Genomic DNA, 17,973 nt, shown 5'->3' with positions numbered 1-17,973 from the left:
GCAGCTTGTGCGACCGCAGGACCTCACGGCCCGGTTGTGAACGCCCCCGGATGGATCTCGTCCCGCGTCGCGCCGTACTGCTGACGCACCGCCTGACCGATCGCCAGCTCCTCGCCCGGCTCGAACACCTGCGCCGCCGCTCCCTGCCAGGCCGGCGGCGCCTGCGGCGACAACGTGCCCTGCGCGGCGCCCAGCGCCCAGGCGGCCTGCCGGGCCGCGCCGAGCGCCGCGTAGTCCGCCGACTGCGGCACGACCACCTGTGCCCCGAAGATCGCCGGCGCGAGCGCCTGTACCGCCGGCAGGTCTGCGGCCGCGCCGAGCAGGAACACCCGGCGCACCTCCACGCCGCGCCCGCGCAGCACGTCCATCGCGTCCGCCAGCGAGCAGAGCATGCCCTCGAACGAGGCGCGTGCCAAGTGCTCGGGCTTCATCGACTCGCGGCGCAGACCGGTCAGCGTGCCCGCGGTGTGCGGCAGTTGCGGGGTCCGCTCGCCCTCCAGGTACGGCAGCAGCACCAGCCCGGACGAGCCGGGCGTCGACTTCATCGCCAGCGCCGAGAGCTCCTGGAGATCGGCGACACCCAGCATCTCGGCGCTGCCCCGCAGGGCCCGTACGGCGTTGAGGGTGTGCACGACCGGCAGATGCATCCCGGTCGCGTCGGCGAACGACGTGATCATCCCGCTCGGGTCGGCCAGCGCCTCGTGGTGCACGGCCATCACGGAACCGGACGCCCCCAGCGAGACCACCGCGTCGCCGACGGCCACGCCGAGGCCGAAGGCCGCCGCCATGGTTTCGCCGGTACCCGCGGAGATCATCAGCCCTTCCGGCGTGGTGCCCGCGGCCTCCGCCGGTCCGAGCACGTCGGGCAGCGCGCACGGCTGCCCGAGCGCCAGCTCCACGAGATCGACTCGATACGCCCCCGTGCCCGCGGACCAGTAGCCGGTGCCCGACGCGCCGCCGCGGTCCGTGGTCTTGCGGGAGGGCCGGCCGAGCAGCTGCCACACCAGCCAGTCGTGCGGCTGCATCACGGTGGCGACCTGGCGGGCCGCTTCGGGTTCGGCGCGGGCGAGCCAGCGGAGCTTCGCCACCGGCTGCCCGGCCTGCGGTACGGAACCGACGGCCTGGGCCCAGGCCTGCCGGCCGCCGAGCGCGTCGATGAGGTCGGCGGCGGCGACCTGCGCGCGTTTGTCGTTGCCGAGCAGCGCCGGCCGGACCAGAGCGTCCTGGGCGTCGAGCGTGATCAGGCCGTGCTGCTGCGCGGACACGCCGATGGCCTGCACGCCCTCCAGCAGACCGCCGGTGGCCGCCTCGCCGAGCGAGAGCAGCCACGCCTGCGGATCGATCTCGGTGGCCTTGGGCTCGACAGGGTGCGGCGCATACCCCTGGCGCAGCACCGCACCCGTGTCCGCGTCGCAGACGACGATGCGCGTGAACCCAGATGAACTGTCCAACCCAGCGACTATCCCCATGTCCGGAATTCTGCCGTACGCGGGCGCTGGGTGACGTCACGCCTGCCGAGGCCAGGCACCGGTCGCCTCAGGTATTGGTGGTTCCCCAGTCGTCCTCGGCCCCGCCGCCCCGCTCCCGGAGCGCTCGTACCCGGCCCGCCACGGACTCGGGCACCCGGTCGCCGACCTTGTCGCTGACGGCGTGGTAGGCCTTGCCCGCCGCTTCACGGCCGCCCAGCGCGGCGGATTCGGCCGCGTTGCGGACGGCGGGGTTCTGCGAGATCTGACGCGCGGACTTCTTGAGCTGTTCGTAGCGCTCGCGCCCGGCCCGTGTCCCGAGCACGAAGCCGATGGCCAGTCCGGCGACGAACGTGAGCTTGTACCGCATGGGTGACACCCTTCCGTTGCGTCGGTGCTGCCCGCCTACCCGTCGGGAGCTGTGATCACCCGGCGCCGTACCGATTGGCGGAGCACCCCCCTGCTTGCGCTAATGTATGTGTCGCAGCGAGCGCGCGCCCCCTGGGACGCCCGGGGTAGGTACGCTCGGTGCACACGCAGCAATCCCCTGTAGCTCAATTGGCAGAGCAGCCGGCTGTTAACCGGCAGGTTACTGGTTCGAGTCCAGTCGGGGGAGCGCAGTCCCCTGTAGCTCAATTGGCAGAGCATTCGGCTGTTAACCGGAGGGTTGCTGGTTCGAGTCCAGCCGGGGGAGCAGAGCAGAAGAGGGTCCCTCGGGACCCTCTTTCTCGTATCCGGTTCATGTGACTTTCATGTGTTCTGCGCTACACCCGGAACCGCGCAGGCGGCAGCGCAGTCCTCATGGTCAGACGTGGTCGGCCATGCGGAGCAGGAGATCGTATGACCGGCTATGCTGCGGCAGACGGCGCGCACAAATGTGCGCGACGCGCCGTTAGGGGCGGTAGCTCAGCCGGTTAGAGCAGCGGACTCATAATCCGTCGGCCGTGGGTTCGAGTCCCACCCGCCCCACCACGGCTCGTGGACCGCAGGAAGGTTTCGCCCTCGCGCGACCCGCGTCCACGGTGCACCCCCGGTGACCGGGGTGTCGTGGCGACACGCCAGCATCACCCGGATGCTTCCCGCGGCTTGGTGCAGAACGATCTGACCTGCCTGGTATCCGCTTCTGCGCCGCAGGACACTCACCTACCGGGCACACGCCCTCGGTGAGGCCGGCGGCGCAGCCTTCGCCCGACTCGCCCGGGACGGGATCGGCCGCAGCATCACCGAGCGCCGCATGCCCGAAGAGCTGACCACCGTGCGGGGAAGTCTTACGCTCGCTGTGGCGAACCGGCACACGCCCGAAGGTGACGCTCCAGCTCGGCCAGGAACTCCTGGGTGAGGTGGAGCAGTGGCTTCGATGAGGCGGCACGCGCCTGAACTGCCGCCTGCCCTACCGGGGCAGGGCCTGGCTGTCGTCGCCGACCTTCAGGTGGCGCTGCCTTCCGGCTGGCGTGAGGGGCAGCACCGCGGCCGACGCAGGTCAACGGCATTGCGCGTCAGCGCGCCCGGCCCACCCGCCGCCGCGGCGAGGCGCGGCGGCGGGCGGACTGACCGGTCAGGCGACGGTCAGGCGGCGCAGCCGTACTCCTTGGCGAGATTGGCGGCGGCTTCCCGCACCACGGCCGCGTTGTTGCGGATCGCGGTGTTCCGGTCGACGAGGTCCTTCTCTTCCCCCTTTTTCGAGGGTACGAGGAGCGTCACCGTGACATACGGGGCGGTCGAGCCCATGCGGGCGGCGCAGCCGGCAGGCAGCATGGCCTCGGCCTGGTCGGGGAGCGCCCAGCCGGTGAGTCCGGGGCCGAGTGGGACGGTAATCGGTGCTCTTGCCCTTGCTCTCCCACTCCTCTGCGCTGACCTCGCCCCCCTTGCCGTCGTCGATCAGCTCCGCCGTCTGCCGGCTGAGCGCGCCATGGCACAGGGTCTGCGGCAGCGGCGGTTTCTCCTCGTCGTCAGGCCAGAAGCTCGCCGTCAGGACGGCCACCCCGGCAACGCCGAGCACGATGGTCAGCGGTAGCCACTTCTTCTCCATCGGTCACTGTCCCATCGACTTGTCGGCCTCCGCTCATGCCGTTCTGGTACCACTGCTCGATGATCGCCTGGAGGTGGTCCTCGTACTCACAGGGTCTCTGCGTCGACCTTGGCGCTGTCATCGTTCAGGGACGCGCTCAGACCCCAGTCCACCGAGCGCTGGACCCCGTCGCCGACGATCGGGGTGGGGGTCGGCAGCCCGCCGACGGCGTGGCAATTGACCATCTTCTTACAGGCGTTGGGTCCCTCCGCTGTGGCGCGGATGATCCGGGTGAGGTCGCCGCGTTCGATCTCGAGCTGGTTGAAGTCGGTGGGCCCGTCCATCTGCGGGACGCCTGTTTCAGGTCGTATCGGAGTGACGAACCACTCGACCGGCCTCGCGCGACGGACGCCGGTCCGCCCGGGGGCCGGGGCCCGGCTTTGCGATCAGGGCGGCGATGTCGCCGGGCGACCAGGCGTCCGCCGCGCCGGGACAACTGGCGAGATAGCGCGTCACGGACGGTGCGTCCCGGACTCCGTCCGTGAGCAGTCCGCGGGCCAGATGCAGCAGATGCGGGCCCGACGGCTTGGTCAGGGGGACCTCCGACAGGCGCCACGGCGCGGTGAACGTGAGCACCGGGACGGTGTCGAGGTGCCCGAGGAGCACCAGGGTCTCGTAGCGGCCCGGGCCCAGCACCGACCTGCCGTCGGCGAGCACCTCCGTGAAGTCGAGGTTCGCTCCGGGGGGTTCGTACATCTCCTGGGTGGCGATGTCGGAGAACTGTCCCGGGGTGATGAGGTGCGCGCGGCCCCAGACGGCGCCGTCGGCGGCCTCGTCGTAGAAGGCCCGGCCGCCGCGCCAGACGGGCGACTCGGTGGCGAAGTACATCAGGCCCGGGAACTCGATCGCCTCCGAGCGCAGCGGCGGGCGCGGGTCGCGGCAGCCGGGATAGGTCCGCGCGGCGGCGGGCGGTCTGCCGCCGCGGAGGTAGTACCGCAGCCGGGCGGCGTCCATGTTCGAGCCGTACGACGCGTACCAGATCCGGTCCGGGGGACGCGGCCGGCCGGGTGGTGCGTGGGTGAGGCGGTGGACGGTGGCCACGGACGGCTCCGCTGCGTTCGGTCGGGGGCGGTCGGGGGGTGTACCTCCATGGGTACCACCGCCGGCCGGGTGCGCGGGGCGCATCCGGCCGGCCGGCGGGTGGGTCAGGCCTGGGTCTCGATGATGTCGACCATCCAGGAGACGCCGAACCGGTCGATGCACATGCCGAACGTGTCGCCCCACATCTGCTTCTCCAGCGGGACGCTCACCGTGCCGTCGGCGGAGAGCTTCTCCCAGTAGCCGCGGAGCTCGTCGGCGTGGTCGCCGCTGATGCTGACGGAGTAGTTGTTGCCGGGCTTGTACTCCATGCCCGGCGGGGTGTCGGCTCCCATCAGGGTGAAGCCGCGGTCGGTCTCGAGCATGCCGTGCATGATCTTGTCCGCCTCGCCGGGCGCCTGTCCGCCGAAATCACCGAAGGTGTTCAGTCGCAGGTTGCCGCCGAGGACGCTCTTGTAGAACTCCAGGGCCTCGCGGGCGTTGCCGTCGAAGCTGATGTAGGGGTTGAGGCGAGATGGCATGATCTGATCCTTTTGTTCGGTGGACCGGTTCCCGCAGGGTAAATGTCCGGGCCTCGCTCATCCGCGCCGCACACGCGGCCGTGGACGGACGCGCGCGGCGACTTCGTCAACCGGGGTCGTCGCAATGCTTCTGCATTGTTGTACTTACTCGAGTTCCAGAAAGCGTTGTCCTCGCCCGGAAGATGTCTTGACTGGCGCCTCATGAATGGTCGAAGTTCAGGAACTCTTGTTAGTCGCAGGCGAGTTGTGCAAGGGTGAGCCGTCTCACAACCGAACAAGCGCTGCCCGGATCAGCTGTTCGAATTTCTTTGCGGCGGTCAACTCCAAAAGAGTGCCGAACCGCCCGCTCGAAGGTGTGTACCAACCCGGCGCACTCCTTTCGACCGCACACAGCAACCCCCCACCGCTTTGTCATGGATGGAAAGACGTCGATGCATCATCCCCGCACGCCAGGAAACTCGCCCTCGCCGCGGCCCGGCCGCGCCGCCGGCGTCTCGGACGAGGAACTCGCCAGCGCCGTACAGGCAGGTGGCGGGGCCCAGGAAGTCCAGCCCGTGGCCACACTGCTCGCCCGGCACTGGCAGCCCGTGTTCGAGTACGCCTCCATATGCTCGGCGTCGAACAGAACCGCCTCCATGCTGACCGCCGCCGCTTTCGCGCAGCTGCTGGAGAATCTGGCACGCAACGGCGCCGCCGGCGCTCTGCGGCCCCATCTGCTGGTGACCACCCGTCATATCGCCAAGGCGTGGGCGGGCGACCAGCGGGTCGCGGCCGTGGTGACCGGTCTGCTCAATCCGGAAGGTCCGCAGGAGAATAGGCAGTTGGTCTCGCGCGCTTTCCACGCAATGCAGCCGGTCGCCCAGGTTCTGCTCTGGCATGCGGAGGTCGAGGCGGAGGGCATATCCATACCGTCTGGTTTGCTGGGAATTGATCCCCGCGCCGCCTCCGGTCAACTCGGACAGGCGCGCGAACAGTTCCGGCAGACCTGTGTACGGGTCCACCGGGAGTACGCGCCGACCGCCGAGTGCCGACACTACAACCGCCTCCTCGACATCTCGCTGCGCCGCGGCGGAGCGCTGATCCCCGACATCCAGGTGCATCTCTCCGAGTGCGCGTACTGCCGGTACGCCGCCGACCAGCTCCGGCAGGCCGACGGGCGGCTCGGCGTGCTGCTCGCGGAGGCGCTCCTCGGCGGCGCGGCCCAGCAGTACCTCGACTCGCGCCCAGGGCGGCGGCGCAAGGCCCGCGCCCAGGGCGTGGCCGGGCCCCGGCCGGGACCCGGGTCCGGAACCCCGCGCGGCGGTGGCCGGCACTCGCGCGGCACCGGCCCGCGGTCACTGCGCGGCCTCGCCCTGCGGGGCCGGCGCATGGCAGCCGCCGGCGTCGCGCCCGGAGCGTTCGCCGTCGGGGCCGCGGCCGCGGCGACCGGAATTCTCGTCATCACGCTCGCGTCCGCCCTCTGGCCGCAGGACGAGAACCACGCCGGTTCCGTCGTCCCCAGCGGCGCGGTCACGGGCACCGCGCCCCCCGCCTCCGGCGCCGGGACGTCCGCCCCGCCGGCCGCCGAGCCCCGGCCGTCCGCCACCTCGGCCAACCTCCCGGCCGGGCCGCTGAACACCCGGCTCCGCAACATCGAGGCCGGGCTGTGCCTCGACATCGCCGACCGTGAGCCGACGGCCGGCTCCGAGGCGACGATGACGACCTGCTCCTCGGCGCCCACCCAGCAGTGGGTGTACGAGACCGACGGCCGGCTGCGCAGCTCGGCCGCGCCCGCGCTCTGCCTGAACTCCCACGGGCTCGACGGCATCGTCGTCCTGGACGGCTGCACGAGCCGCACCGCACCCGACGCCGTGGACGTCCGCTACGACCTGACCATCCAGGGGCAGGTGATTCCGCGGTGGAACGAAGGGCTGGCCCTGATGCCCGTGTCGACCGAGCCGGGCACCTCCGTGGTGGTCAAGGTCCGCGACGAGTCGCCCGCCCAGGTCTGGCAGACGGGCCCCGCGCCCGGGGTGCAGCGGCAGCAGTCGGGCGCCCACGGGACCGCGCCGTACGCGGAGGAGGTCAGCGTCCCGCGCGCGGACGTGGACGGATGCGTTCCGGAGACCTGCCCCGAGAGGCCGGACGCCCCGCGCGCCGGCGCGCCCGACGTCCCGGGAGGGCCCCCTGGCGATGCCCTGCCCGGTGCCACCGGGGAGGGGAGGCCGGGGGAGCGGCCGGAGGACGTGGTCGACGGCAGTCCGCGCCTGGCCGACGACACGCCGCCCGGCCCCGGCACCGGACCCGACGCCCAGTACAGCCGTCCGCCGGTGGTGACGGCCGTCGTGGGCCGCACGCTGATCGGCGCGCCCCAAGGGCCCGCCGCCCAGGAGTCCCAGCAGCCTCACCAGTTCCAGCAGTCCCAGGGCGACCAGGGGACCCGGCCGAGCGAGCCCCGGTCGCCGCGGTGACGCCGGCGGGCCCGGGGCAGCCGGTCAGGTGAACTCGGGCTGCTCACCGGCGGTCGTGGCGGGGTCGATGACGGAGAATGCGGCGCCCTGCGGGTCCACGACCGACGCGTACCGTCCGTACGGGCTGTCCAGCGGACCCCGCCGCACCGTGCCGCCCAGCTCCGTGACCTTGGAGATGGCCGCGTCACAGTCCGCCACACCGAAGTAGACGTTCATGTACGGATGGACGTCGGAGGGGAAGTCGTCCGTCATGCGCAGCCGTCCCGCGACCGGCTCGCCGCCGAGGTGCCAGAGGCTGAAGTCGACCGACTCGTGCCGCATCCGCTTCGCCTCGTAGCCGAAGACGGCGGGGAAGAAGTGGTCCGCCCTCTCCACGTCCCTGGTGGTGACCTCCGCCCAGCAGTACGCACCCGGCTCGCCGGTAGTGCCGAAGCCGGCGTGGCTGCCCGGCTGCCACACGCTGAAGAACACCCCGCTGGGGTCCTCCGCCGTGACCATGGTGCCGAAGGAGCCGACCGGCATCGGATCCATCAGGAGCGCGCCGCCGTTGTCCTGGATCCGCCCGGCGGTGGCCGCCACGTCGTCGGAGGCGAGGTAGAGGTTCCAGGCCGGCGGCCCGCCGGTCCCGGGCAGCCGCGGCACCAGGGCCGCCGCGGCCCGGTCGTCGGAGAACGCCTGGGTGTAGCCGCCGAACTCCGGCGAGCCCTCGTCGAAGGTCCAGCCGAGCAGCTCGCCGTAGAACCGCTTCGCGGCCTCCACGTCGGGGAACATCGCATCGGCCCAGCAGGGCGTTCCTTCGGGGTGCGCTGCCATCGTCTCCCAGCCTTCCTGCGAGTCGGTCTCTCCTTGGCACGCTAGGCGGACGGGCACCCCACCGCCCGTCAGGCGCGGCGGCCGGGGAGCCCGACGGGCGACGATCTTCCTCAGCTCCCTGTTGCTCTCGCCGTTGGGGTCAATGAACTTTCGCCGACTGAGTCCAAGTGTGGCGAGGTGCCGAGTGACGGTGCGGCGGGAGATCTCGGTCCCTTCAGATGCCAGCTCATGGGTGATTCGAGCGGCAGACCACTTGTTCTCGCGTCGCATGTTCTCAATCCGGCTGACCACGTCTGCTGGAATCGCGGAGGGTTGGTGTCTGGTGCTGAGGAGCGGTCCAGCAGACCGAGGTCGCCGTGCTGGCGGTAGCGGTGCACCCACTTCGAAGCGGTCGCCCGCGAGATGCCCATCTCCGCGGCGACATGAGCGATCGGGCGTGACTTGCAGCGCTCCACAAGTCGACGTCGCCCCTCGGGAGAGAGAGTGGCGCGTTGCGGTGTGTCATCTCGTTCTCGTCAGCTCTCCGTCGGTCCTTCGGGACGATGCGATAGCCGCGAGGGCCGCGGGGAGCGACGTCACACCGTCGGACGCGAGGAAGTGGCCGGCTCCGGGAATGACCTGGGACGATGCCCCCAGGAGATCGGCAAGGCGGTCGGTGTGGCTCGGTGGTACGTAAGGGTCCGCGTCCGACCGGATCAGGGTGAGTCTGTCGACGTGGTTGCGGATCCCGGCCAGATCCAGCGGCTTGCCGATGTGAGAGTCCAGCGTCGGAAGGGCCGGCAGCGTGTCGACGAATCCTGAGACGAGCACGAGCGCACCAAGACGCCACGGACCCGCCAGGGAGCAGAGATGGCGCAGCGCCGTGATGCAGCCGAGGCTGTGCGCCACCAGGGTCGAGCCCTCATCCGGCGTACCGACGCCGGCTGCCACGGCTGCCAGCCAGCGATCAGGGTCAGGCGCCTCGGAGTCCGGAAGGGCAGGAACGGTCGTAGGAATGCCACGGGCGTCGAGCTGCGCGGCCAGCCATCCGAACCAATGGTCCTCAGGTGTTGCGGCGTAGCCGTGGATGATCGTGGCCCGCTGCCGGGTTGTCTTCAGTGTCATGGCGCTGGACGGTAAGGCTTCACGCCAGCGTGAAGGTCAAATCACAGGAGGACCCGTGCGTATCAGCCAACTCGCCGAGCTGACCGGGGTGACAGCGCGAGCGCTGCGCCACTATGAAGACTGCATGCTCCTGGTCCCCGAGCGCGACCGCAACGGCTACAGGGCCTACACCGATTCCGACATCGCGCGTGTGGCCCAGATCAAGACGATGATCGCCGCAGGCCTCGGGACCGAAACCATCCGCCGTTACCTCGATTGCGCTCGTTCGGGCGAGCACGGTGTGTCCCTCGAGATGTGCCCCGACCTTCGGGCCGAGCTGGATGCCCTGGCGCGACGCCTTGACGTCAAGGAAGCCTCGCTCAGGGAGACACGGCAGCGACTTTCGGCACTCGCCTCCGCTCGCTGGAGACCGGACATGCTGTAGCGGCAAACAGGACCTGCCTACACCAGCCGTGCATGGCCCGAACCAGGTTCCGAACCGCTTCCCGTCTGGTCACATTCGTACAGCTCCACGCGCGGCCGGGCCAATGGCAACAACGTCATGGCCAGCAAGAGCTAGTTGTTGCGGGGCGCGAGGTTGTCGACGGATCGATCGTGACCTCGACCAGGGGCGGGCTGTTCGGTCCCTTTGATATTGGAGTCGTCCTCGCCCGCGATGTGACGGGTGAGGAGGTGGAGTGCGTCTGCTGAGGATGCGTCGTTGGGGGTGTAGATCTCGAGGCGGTGGTCTGGGCTGTCGGGCTGGAGCCACACTTGGTAGGCGATGCTCGCGGTACCGACGGTGGGGTGTTGCAGGTGCATGTCGCCGGTGGTGCAGTCGGCGACCTCTCCGGTTGCCCACATCCGGGCGAACTGGTCGCTGCGCATGGTGAGCTCGCCGATGAGGTTCGCCAGTCGCGCGTCGGTCGGGAACCGGCCGGCGGTGAGCCTCAGGTACGCGACGTGGACGCGCGCGAGCTCGGCCCAGTTGCGGTGCAGGTCCCGGGTGAGCGGCTCGAGGAAGAACATCCGCGGGATGGAAGGACGACGAGCCGGGTCTGCAGGGGCGTCACATTCCATGTGCTCCGCGAGCAGCGCGTGACCCGTGCGGTTCCAGGCGAGCACGTCCCCGCGCCTGCCGAGCACGTCGCGGGAGTAGCCTCGCCCAGTGAGTCGAGCAGCGCGAGCACACGAGGATGGGGATGTTCGACGGGCGGTTCGGCGAGGCCGGACCGGTCGGTCTGGCGGGCGAGGTTGTGCAGGTGGACTGTCTCGACCTCGTCCAGTTCCAGCACCCGGGCCAGTGCGTCGAGAACCTGCGCCGAGGCTGTGCCCGCTTGCCCCTGCTCCAACCGCGTGTAATAGCCGGCGCTGACGCCTGCGAGGTGAGCCAGTTCTTCTCGGCGCAGCCCTGGAACGCGCCGACTATTGCCGACGCCGCCAGCGTCGTGACCTCCGCGGTCGGGCTCCTGCTGGCGATCTACGGCGTCAAGCACGCGGCCGCCCAAGGGCTGACAGTTACCGCCGTGGCCACCGTGCTTGCGGGCATTGCCGTGCTGGCGTGGTTCGGTCTACGGCAACGGCGACTGGAGCACCCGCTCATCGACTTCTCACTCTTCCGCGACCGGATCTTCACCGTCGCCGTCATCACCGGTCTGCTGCCGCTCGCAGCATGGTCAGCTGCCGCGTACCTGGCCGGGATCTACCTGCAGTCTGTCCTCGACGTCCCCGTCTTGCAGACCGCGCTCTGGGCGCTGCCGGGAGCCGTCGTACTCACCACCACCTGCATCGTGACCCCGCTGGTCGTCGACCGCGTCGGCAAGCGCGCCGCGCTGCTCGTGTGCCACTTCTCCATCGCCGCCGGTTTGCTTCTGCTGCCCACCACCATCACAGGCGGAATCGGCTGGTACGTCGCATCCACCGCGGTCGCGGGCCTCGGCTATGGCGTTTCCTTCGCTGTCGTCGCCGACACCGCCGTTGCCGCAGTCCCTCCCGAACGCGCCGGATCCGCAGGCGCGATCGCGGAGACCAGCAACGAGATCGGCAATGCTCTCGGCATCGCGTTGCTCGGTTCGCTGGCAGCTGTGCTGTTCCGCCTCCAAGGCCCCGACCTCGCCCCAACCCTCGACGAGACACTCCAGCTACCTGAACTGACAGCGGCGATCGTGACCGAAGCCGAGTCGGCCTTCCTCACCGGACTGCACGTCGCCGCGGTGGCAGCCAGCGTCCTGCATCTCATCCTCGGCCTCGTCGCGCTCCGCTGGCTGCCCCGACCGGCCGAAGTCACCGCGGCTGAGAATGAGACGGCTGAGACCCGATGACCACGCCAACGCACCTCTCTCAGTCGAAGGCCGGTGACGTCTTATCGAGCGCTGCACGACCGCCCGATCGCTCACGTCGCAGCAGAGATGGGAATTTCCCCGGCGTGCGCTTCGAAGTGGGTCAACCGTTGGCGACGTCACGGAGGCGCCGGGTTGCAAGACCGGCTTTCGACACCGCACGCGAGCCCGACCGCGACACCAGCCTGGGTCATCGAGCAGATCGAGACCCGGCGACGCGAGCACAAGTGGTCCGCCCAGCGGATCACCGACGAACTGGCCGACCTCGGCTTTGCGATCAACCGCCGCAGCGTGACCCGACACCTCACCCGACTGGGCCTTGGCAGACGCCGATTCATTGACCCGAACGGGGACAACAACCGCAAGCCGGGGAAGATCACCGCTCGCCGGCCCGGCCACATGGTCCACCTGGACGTCAAGAAGGTCGGCCGAATCCCTGACGGCGGAGGGTGGCGCGTCCACGGTCGCGACAGCGATCAGGAGAGCCGCTGGTCGGGCGAAGTCAGGGGGCGAAACGCGGCTACACCTACCTCCACTCGGTCGTCGACGGCTTCTCCCGGCTCTCCTGCACCGAGCCCCTCGCGGATGAGAAGGGAGCGACCGCGGCGGCCTTCTTCGCCCGAGCCAAGGTCTGGTCCGCCGCACACGGCATCACCCACGTCCGCCGGGTCGTCACCGACAACGGTGCCTGCTACCGATCAGGCGACTTCGCACGCATAGGCGGTGGCGAGCCACGGCACCAGAAGACCAAGCGCTGCACGCCCCGCCACAACGGGAAGGTGGGGCGCTATCAGCGAATCCTGGCCGAGGAACTGCTCTACGCCCGGGAGTTCACCAGCGAGGCCGCCCGTTCGGCTGCGATCGCTGGCTGGAACATCCACTACAACTACCACCGGCCCCACAGCGGAGCCGGCGGACGGCCGCCAGCCTCACGCTCGTCGGCGTGCGTCACCAACGTCCGGCCCTCATACGGCTAGTCGGTCCCTACGATGCCCCGTACGACGCCCAGTTCCACCAGGTCCTGCGGCCGCAGCCGCAGCTGGTCGGCGGTGTGCGGCACCTGGTCGGGGGTGCGCTTCAGTATCGCGGCGGCGAGCTCGGGCGCGATGACGGAGAAGTAACTGTCCGGTGTGGCCCAGGTGTTGCCCGGCGCGGCGAGCGCCAGCGCCCCTCCAGAGCCGCCCTCGCCGATGAGCAGGCTGGTCAGCGGCGTCCGCGCGGCGGCGACGGCTCCGAACAGCTCCGCGATCGCGGCGCCCGCGCCCGAGCGCTCGGCGTCCGCGCCGTTGGCGGCGCCGGGCGTGTCGATGAGCGTCAGCACGGGCAGCCCCAGCCGGTCGGCGAGCCGGACCACGCGGGCCGCCGTACGGTACCCGGCGGGCGTCGTCGCCGTGCCGCACTGCGCGGCGTACGCCACCGGCCGTCCGTCCCTGAGGCCGACACCGCACAGCATCCCGGGGTCGTCACCGCCGCACCGGTCGCCGCGCAGCGGCTCGCGCCGTGCGAAGTAGTCGTCGAGATACGCGCCGGCCCGCGGCCGCTCCGCCGCGCGCGCCTGCCGCACGGCGTCCCACCCATCCTGCGGCAGCGTCCCGCGCGCCACCAGCGCCCGCGGCGGCGCCACAGCCTCCGGACGGCTCCCCTCGGCGGCCGCGCCGAGCGCCGTCACCCAGAACGCCAGGGTGTCGCGCAGCGCCTCCGGCGGGACGACGGCGTCGATCTGGCCCGCGGCCAGCTGGCCCTCGGCCGTGTACGCCGCCGGGTCCGCGTCCGCCGGACGTACGCGGGACCCGGCGAAGCCGACCTGGGCGCCGGGCAGGGCCAGGACGACGTCCGCGCCCGCGCCCAGGGTGGCCCAGCCGCCGCCCGTGGTCGGGTCGCGCAGCACCGCGATGTGCGCGCCCCCTGCCTCGCGCAGCAGCGCGGACGCGCGCGCCACCCGTTGCAGCTGGGACAGTGCGACCATGCCCTCCTGCATCCGGCTGCCGCCCGTCGCGATCAGCGACACGAGCGGCAGCCGGTGCTCACGGGCCAGCGTGTACGCGGCCTCCAGCCGGTCCCCGGCGCGTTCGCTCAGGGAGCCGCCGAGGAAGCCGAACTCGAAGGAGATCAGCACACACGCGGTGCCGCCGACCGTGGCCGTGCCGTACACGACGGACTCCGCGGAGCCCGTCCGGCGCGACGCGCGGGCGCGCTGGGCGCCGTAGCCCTCCCAGCCGATGGGGCCGTCACCGGTGCCGGGCACCTCGGCCGGCTCCTGTTCGGCGAAGGTGTCGCAGACCGCGGCGATCGCCTCGCGGGCGGACAGGCGCTCAGCCATGGAGGGCCCGCTTCATGACCTTGCCCATGTCGTTGCGCGGCAGGACGTCCAGGAACCGGACCGTCCGCGGCCGCTTGTGCGGTGCGAGCTGGGCGGCGACATGGTCCGCCAGTTCCGCCGCGGACGGTGGCGCCTGCGGATCGGCGGCCACGATCCAGGCGACCACGCGCTCGCCCAGGTCCGTGTCCGGCTCGCCCGTCACGGCGGCCTCGCGGACGGCGGGGTGGTCGAGGAGCACGTTCTCGATCTCACCGGCTCCGATCTTGTAGCCGCCGCTCTTGATCAGGTCGGTGGCCTTCCTGCCGACGATGCGGACATAGCCGTCCGGCTCGGGCACGGCCATGTCGCCGGTCCGGAACCAGTCCCCGTCGAAGGCCGCGGCCGTCGCGTCGGGGCGGTTCAGGTACTCCGTGAACAGGTTGTCGCCGCGCACCTGGATCTCGCCGATCGTCTCGCCGTCGCGGACGGTGATCTCGGTGCCGTCCTCCTCGACGAGCCGGAGCGAGACCCCCGGCAGCGGCACGCCGACGGTCCCCGGGCGGGCCTCGCCGTCGACGCGGACGCTGGTGTTCATCAGGGTCTCGGTCATGCCGTACCGCTCGACGACCCGGCGCCCGGTCGCCGCGGCGATGCGCTCGTGGTCGGGCAGCGGCAGGGCGGCCGAGCCGGACACCAGCAGCCGCGCCCCGGCCAGCGCCTTCGTCAACTCGGCGTCGCCGTCCAGCGCCTCGGCCAGCCGGTGGTACATCGTGGGCACCCCGAAGAGCATCGTGCCGCCGGAGCCCAGCTCCCGCGCCACGCCCTCCGGGGTGAAGCGGCCCAGGTGGCGCACCTCGCCGCCACGGCGCAGCGGCCCGAGGACGCCGAGGATCAGCCCGTGCACATGGAACAGCGGCAGGGCGTGCACCAGTACGTCGTCACCGCTCCACTGCCAGGCGTCCTGCAGCGCGTCGAGCGTGGTTGCGACCGCTCGGCGCGGCAGCACCGCGCCCTTCGGCGGGCCGGTGGTGCCCGAGGTGTAGACGATCAGCGCGGGGTCGTCGGCCGCCGCCTCCGGCGGCAGTTCACCGGCGGATCCCGTCACGGGGACATCGATGCGCCCCAACGCGGCCAGTGCCGCGGGCAGTTCGTCGCCCGGCCCGGCGAGCACCACGGTCGGCGTGCTGTCGGCGACGATGTGCGCCAGCTCCCGCTCGCCGGTCCTCGGGTTCAGCGGCACCACCGGTACGCCGGCCAGCAGGGCGGCCACCGCGCCGACCGCGGTCTCCAGCGTCGGAGTGGCCCACAGCGCCACCCGCCCCGCCCCGGCGATCCGCAGCGCCAGGGCGCCGGCCGCGCCGCGCAGCCGCCCATAGGTCAGGGACCGTTCCCCGAAGCGGAGGGCGACCCGGTCGGCGTCGGGGGCCGTGGGCGTCAGCGCTGGGAAGAGGGAACTCACTCGTCGACCTCCTGGTGGTCTGGCGTGCCGTGCTCGGCTGGGTCTCCCGCGGCAGTCATTGTCTCCCCCTTGCGGTGGAGCCGCCGTGGCGGATCTCTCCTTCCGGTGAACGATGTGCCGGATCGGGCGGACGCGAAAGGATCAGAGCCACGGGGGAGCACGGGGGAGAGCCACGGCCCGGCCGGCCGTCCACGGGGAGGACGGCCGGGCCGCGGCCCCGGTGCCGGGCCCCTACGGCAGCGGCAGCGCGACCTTCACCGCGTACACGGCTACCAGTCCGTACCCCGCGCGGAACGTCCACGCGCGCGCCCGGTCCGAGATACGGGCCCCGGCGAAGCCGCCGGCCGCCACCAGCGACTGCTGCCACACGAACGAGGCGACGAACACGCCGGCGACGAAGACCGCCCCGGCAGCGCCGCCGCTGAGGGCGGCCCCCTGGGCGGTGGTGAGCGCGGCGAAGTACAGGGCCGTCGTCGGATTGACGAGGGTGAGCGCGGCGAACCGCGCGAACACCCGCACGGAGCCGCCGCCCGGCGCGGCCCCGGGCTCCGTGCCCGGCAGCGCCTTGGTACGCGCGGAGAGCAGCCCGTGCGCCGCGATGCCCACGAGGACGACCGCGGCGGCGAGCCGCACCCATGCCTCCACACCGGAGAGCGCGGACGCGACCAGCGGGCCGAGAGCCGTGGCCACCGCCGCGTACGCCGTGTCGACGACCGCCACCGCGGACGCCGCGGCCACCGCCCCGCGACGGCCGCGCATGCTCTGCTGGACCAGCAGCACGCCGATCGCTCCGACCGGTACCGCCACGCCCAGTCCGGCCACCGCACCGGCGGCCGCCGTCGCCCACAACTCGCTCATGGCGCACCACTGTCGGCCCCGGCCTGTCCGCCGCGCGACCCAATTACGCACCGGCCCCATGCGCCGGATCACGTACCGGCGTCATGCACCGCTTCCCGCACGAGACTCACGCGCCGCTGCCTGCACCAGGCTTACGCGCCGGACCCCTCCAGCGCGTGGTACCAGGTCACCGTGGTGCCCTGCTCGCCGTCGTCGGCCACGCCGTCGTCCGTGACCGTGAGCCGTACGCCCTGCTGCCCGCCCGGCAGCCGTACCGTCGCGTCGACGTCCACGTCGATCGACGAGACGCCGCTGTGGCGGTGGGCGGCGGCCAGGGCGCCGCGCAGGGCGGCGATCAGCTCGCGGTCCACGGGTGCGCGCACCAGCGTGTCGACGGCCCCCTTGAAGTGCACGGACGGCGAGAAGCCGAGCGGCACGGCGGCGCCCCGGGTCTCGTACAGCACCCGGGCCCGGAAGGTGGTCGGCGCGTCGGCGGGCGGCTGCTGGAGGGCGAAGATCGTCGTCCGCACCTCCTGGATGGTCGAGTCGAGCTCGTCGACGGCCCGGCCCAGCAACTCGTCCGTCTCCCCGGCCCCCGCCTTCCTGCGGGTCGACTCCAGCATCATCTCGGTGGCGAACAGCCGCTGGACGACCAGGTCGTGCAGGTCCCGGGCGATCCGGTCGCGGTCCTCGTAGACGGCGAGCCGCTCGCGGTTGTGCCGGGCGTCCGCGAGGACCAGCGCCGGGGCGGCCTGCGAGGCGAACTGCGTGGCCAGCAGCCGTTCCAGTGCCGTGTACGGGCGGCCGCCGCGCCGCCGCAGCAGAGCGAGGGTGCCGATCAGCCGGCCGCCGCTCTGCAGCGGCAGCATCATGCTCGGCCCGAAGCGACCGCGGACATGCGTGGTCATCCGGGGATCGGTCGCCGAGTCCTCGATGAACACCGGTTCGCCGCCGAGAAGTTGGACCAGCACCGGGGGGCCGGGCCGGATCGTCGTGCCGACGATGTCACCGGGGTCGTCCAGCGTGGAGGCCGCGACGATCTCCATGCCGCCCTGGGGGGTGGGCCGGAGCACCACACCGGCCGAGGCGTCGGCGAGGATACGGGCCTGCTCCGCGACGGTCGTCAGTGCGTCGTCGGCGCTCCCGCCGGAGAGCAGCGCCGTGGTGACGGCCGCGGCGCCCTCGATCCAGCGTTCGTGCTGCCGGGCGGTCTCGTACAGCCGGGCGTTGCCGATCGCGATGCCGGCCTGCGCGGCGAGCACCCGCAGCAGTGCCTGGTCCTCCTCGGTGAAGCGCCTGCCCGGCGGGGCGGTCAGCCGCAGGTCGCCGAAGACCTCGGAGCCGACCCGGACCGGGAGACGCAGCGGCTCGGCGGGAGGCGCGGCCGGGGCCTCGTCGCCGGCGTGGAGGGTGCCGGCCTGCTGCCGCCCCGCCGTGGCCGTGAGCTCTTCGCTGATGCGGCCGCGCTCGGGGTCGATGACGCCGAGCGCGGCGTACCGGGCGCCGGTCAGTTCGGCGGCGGTGTCCACGAGCCGCTGGAGGGTGGTCCGCAGATCGAGGTCGGTGCCGATGTCGAGCACGGCCTCGAAGAACGCGGCGA

At 71.8% G+C, this 17,973-nt stretch carries 14 protein-coding genes, 3 tRNA genes and 4 pseudogenes; 7 read left to right on the top strand and 14 right to left on the bottom strand.

The window, feature by feature from the left end; genetic code table 11:
* Window positions 1-23: 23 nt before the first annotated feature.
* Both ACWD01_RS00345 and ACWD01_RS00340 read right to left on the bottom strand, forming a co-directional pair.
* Complete coding sequence (locus ACWD01_RS00345; protein ID WP_451156510.1) at window positions 24-1,469, bottom strand: FGGY family carbohydrate kinase; 1,446 nt, start codon at window positions 1,467-1,469, stop codon at window positions 24-26.
* A gap of 67 nt (window positions 1,470-1,536) precedes the next feature.
* The gene (locus ACWD01_RS00340) at window positions 1,537-1,836 is read right to left on the bottom strand and encodes a YtxH domain-containing protein (RefSeq protein ID WP_451156508.1); all 300 of its coding nucleotides are present in this window, start codon (window positions 1,834-1,836) and stop codon (window positions 1,537-1,539) included.
* Between the two features lie 173 nt (window positions 1,837-2,009).
* Between ACWD01_RS00340 and ACWD01_RS00335 the strand changes: the two genes are divergently transcribed.
* From ACWD01_RS00335 to ACWD01_RS00325, 3 genes are all read left to right on the top strand, one after another.
* Window positions 2,010-2,082: transfer RNA gene (locus ACWD01_RS00335), tRNA-Asn, on the top strand.
* 5 nt (window positions 2,083-2,087) lie between these two features.
* A tRNA-Asn gene (locus ACWD01_RS00330) sits at window positions 2,088-2,160 on the top strand.
* A gap of 201 nt (window positions 2,161-2,361) precedes the next feature.
* A tRNA-Ile gene (locus tag ACWD01_RS00325) sits at window positions 2,362-2,438 on the top strand.
* Between the two features lie 594 nt (window positions 2,439-3,032).
* On the opposite strand, the gene ACWD01_RS00320 is transcribed toward ACWD01_RS00325, so the two are convergent.
* From ACWD01_RS00320 to ACWD01_RS00305, 4 genes are all read right to left on the bottom strand, one after another.
* On the bottom strand, window positions 3,033-3,221 hold the full coding sequence (locus ACWD01_RS00320; RefSeq protein ID WP_451156506.1) for a hypothetical protein: 189 nt from the start codon (window positions 3,219-3,221) through the stop codon (window positions 3,033-3,035).
* Between the two features lie 360 nt (window positions 3,222-3,581).
* The gene (locus tag ACWD01_RS00315) at window positions 3,582-3,818 is read right to left on the bottom strand and encodes a hypothetical protein (RefSeq protein ID WP_451156504.1); all 237 of its coding nucleotides are present in this window, start codon (window positions 3,816-3,818) and stop codon (window positions 3,582-3,584) included.
* A gap of 16 nt (window positions 3,819-3,834) precedes the next feature.
* Window positions 3,835-4,575, bottom strand: coding sequence for a histone deacetylase (locus tag ACWD01_RS00310; protein WP_451156502.1), 741 nt, complete (start codon window positions 4,573-4,575; stop codon window positions 3,835-3,837).
* Window positions 4,576-4,679: 104 nt separating this feature from the next.
* On the bottom strand, window positions 4,680-5,093 hold the full coding sequence (locus ACWD01_RS00305) for a VOC family protein (protein WP_451156500.1): 414 nt from the start codon (window positions 5,091-5,093) through the stop codon (window positions 4,680-4,682).
* 431 nt (window positions 5,094-5,524) lie between these two features.
* Between ACWD01_RS00305 and ACWD01_RS00300 the strand changes: the two genes are divergently transcribed.
* On the top strand, window positions 5,525-7,543 hold the full coding sequence (locus tag ACWD01_RS00300) for an RICIN domain-containing protein (RefSeq protein WP_451156498.1): 2,019 nt from the start codon (window positions 5,525-5,527) through the stop codon (window positions 7,541-7,543).
* Window positions 7,544-7,567: 24 nt separating this feature from the next.
* On the opposite strand, the gene ACWD01_RS00295 is transcribed toward ACWD01_RS00300, so the two are convergent.
* The 3 genes and pseudogenes from ACWD01_RS00295 to ACWD01_RS00285 form a co-directional block, all read right to left on the bottom strand.
* On the bottom strand, window positions 7,568-8,356 hold the full coding sequence (locus ACWD01_RS00295; RefSeq protein ID WP_451157318.1) for a VOC family protein: 789 nt from the start codon (window positions 8,354-8,356) through the stop codon (window positions 7,568-7,570).
* A gap of 93 nt (window positions 8,357-8,449) precedes the next feature.
* A pseudogene (locus ACWD01_RS00290) lies at window positions 8,450-8,861 on the bottom strand (helix-turn-helix domain-containing protein); the annotation flags it as partial.
* A complete protein-coding gene (locus tag ACWD01_RS00285) occupies window positions 8,858-9,460 on the bottom strand; it encodes an RBBP9/YdeN family alpha/beta hydrolase (protein WP_451156496.1) in 603 nt (200 codons plus the stop codon). The gene ACWD01_RS00285 and the pseudogene ACWD01_RS00290, both read right to left, overlap by 4 nt.
* A 55-nt stretch (window positions 9,461-9,515) precedes the next feature.
* Between ACWD01_RS00285 and ACWD01_RS00280 the strand changes: the two genes are divergently transcribed.
* The gene (locus tag ACWD01_RS00280; RefSeq protein ID WP_451156494.1) at window positions 9,516-9,884 is read left to right on the top strand and encodes a MerR family transcriptional regulator; all 369 of its coding nucleotides are present in this window, start codon (window positions 9,516-9,518) and stop codon (window positions 9,882-9,884) included.
* A gap of 131 nt (window positions 9,885-10,015) precedes the next feature.
* On the opposite strand, the pseudogene ACWD01_RS00275 reads toward ACWD01_RS00280, so the two are convergent.
* Window positions 10,016-10,935: pseudogene (locus ACWD01_RS00275) on the bottom strand (helix-turn-helix transcriptional regulator).
* On the opposite strand from ACWD01_RS00275, the pseudogene ACWD01_RS00270 reads away from it, so the two are divergent.
* Both ACWD01_RS00270 and ACWD01_RS00265 read left to right on the top strand, forming a co-directional pair.
* Window positions 10,873-11,760: pseudogene (locus ACWD01_RS00270) on the top strand (MFS transporter); the annotation flags it as partial. The pseudogenes ACWD01_RS00275 and ACWD01_RS00270 sit on opposite strands and share 63 nt — an antisense overlap.
* Window positions 11,738-12,755, top strand: a pseudogene (locus tag ACWD01_RS00265) (IS481 family transposase). The pseudogenes ACWD01_RS00270 and ACWD01_RS00265, both read left to right, overlap by 23 nt.
* Here ACWD01_RS00265 and ACWD01_RS00260 read toward each other — a convergent pair.
* The 4 genes from ACWD01_RS00260 to ACWD01_RS00245 form a co-directional block, all read right to left on the bottom strand.
* Window positions 12,752-14,098 (bottom strand): carboxyl transferase domain-containing protein, encoded by a 1,347-nt coding sequence (locus ACWD01_RS00260; RefSeq protein ID WP_451156492.1) that lies wholly within the window; start codon window positions 14,096-14,098, stop codon window positions 12,752-12,754. The pseudogene ACWD01_RS00265 and the gene ACWD01_RS00260 overlap by 4 nt on opposite strands.
* A complete protein-coding gene (locus ACWD01_RS00255; RefSeq protein WP_451156490.1) occupies window positions 14,091-15,536 on the bottom strand; it encodes an acyl-CoA synthetase in 1,446 nt (481 codons plus the stop codon). The genes ACWD01_RS00260 and ACWD01_RS00255 overlap by 8 nt, the downstream gene beginning before the upstream one ends.
* A 231-nt stretch (window positions 15,537-15,767) precedes the next feature.
* Window positions 15,768-16,394, bottom strand: a complete 627-nt coding sequence (locus ACWD01_RS00250) for a LysE family transporter (protein WP_451156488.1) — start codon at window positions 16,392-16,394, stop codon at window positions 15,768-15,770.
* A 131-nt stretch (window positions 16,395-16,525) separates the two neighbouring features.
* Window positions 16,526-17,953, bottom strand: a complete 1,428-nt coding sequence (locus ACWD01_RS00245; RefSeq protein WP_451157316.1) for a GAF domain-containing protein — start codon at window positions 17,951-17,953, stop codon at window positions 16,526-16,528.
* Window positions 17,954-17,973 lie beyond the last annotated feature (20 nt).

It is taken from the genome of Streptomyces sp. NPDC002835 (assembly GCF_053591995.1).
Note: the sequence above shows the minus strand (reverse complement) of the source record. Positions and strands in the feature narration are given on the sequence as shown.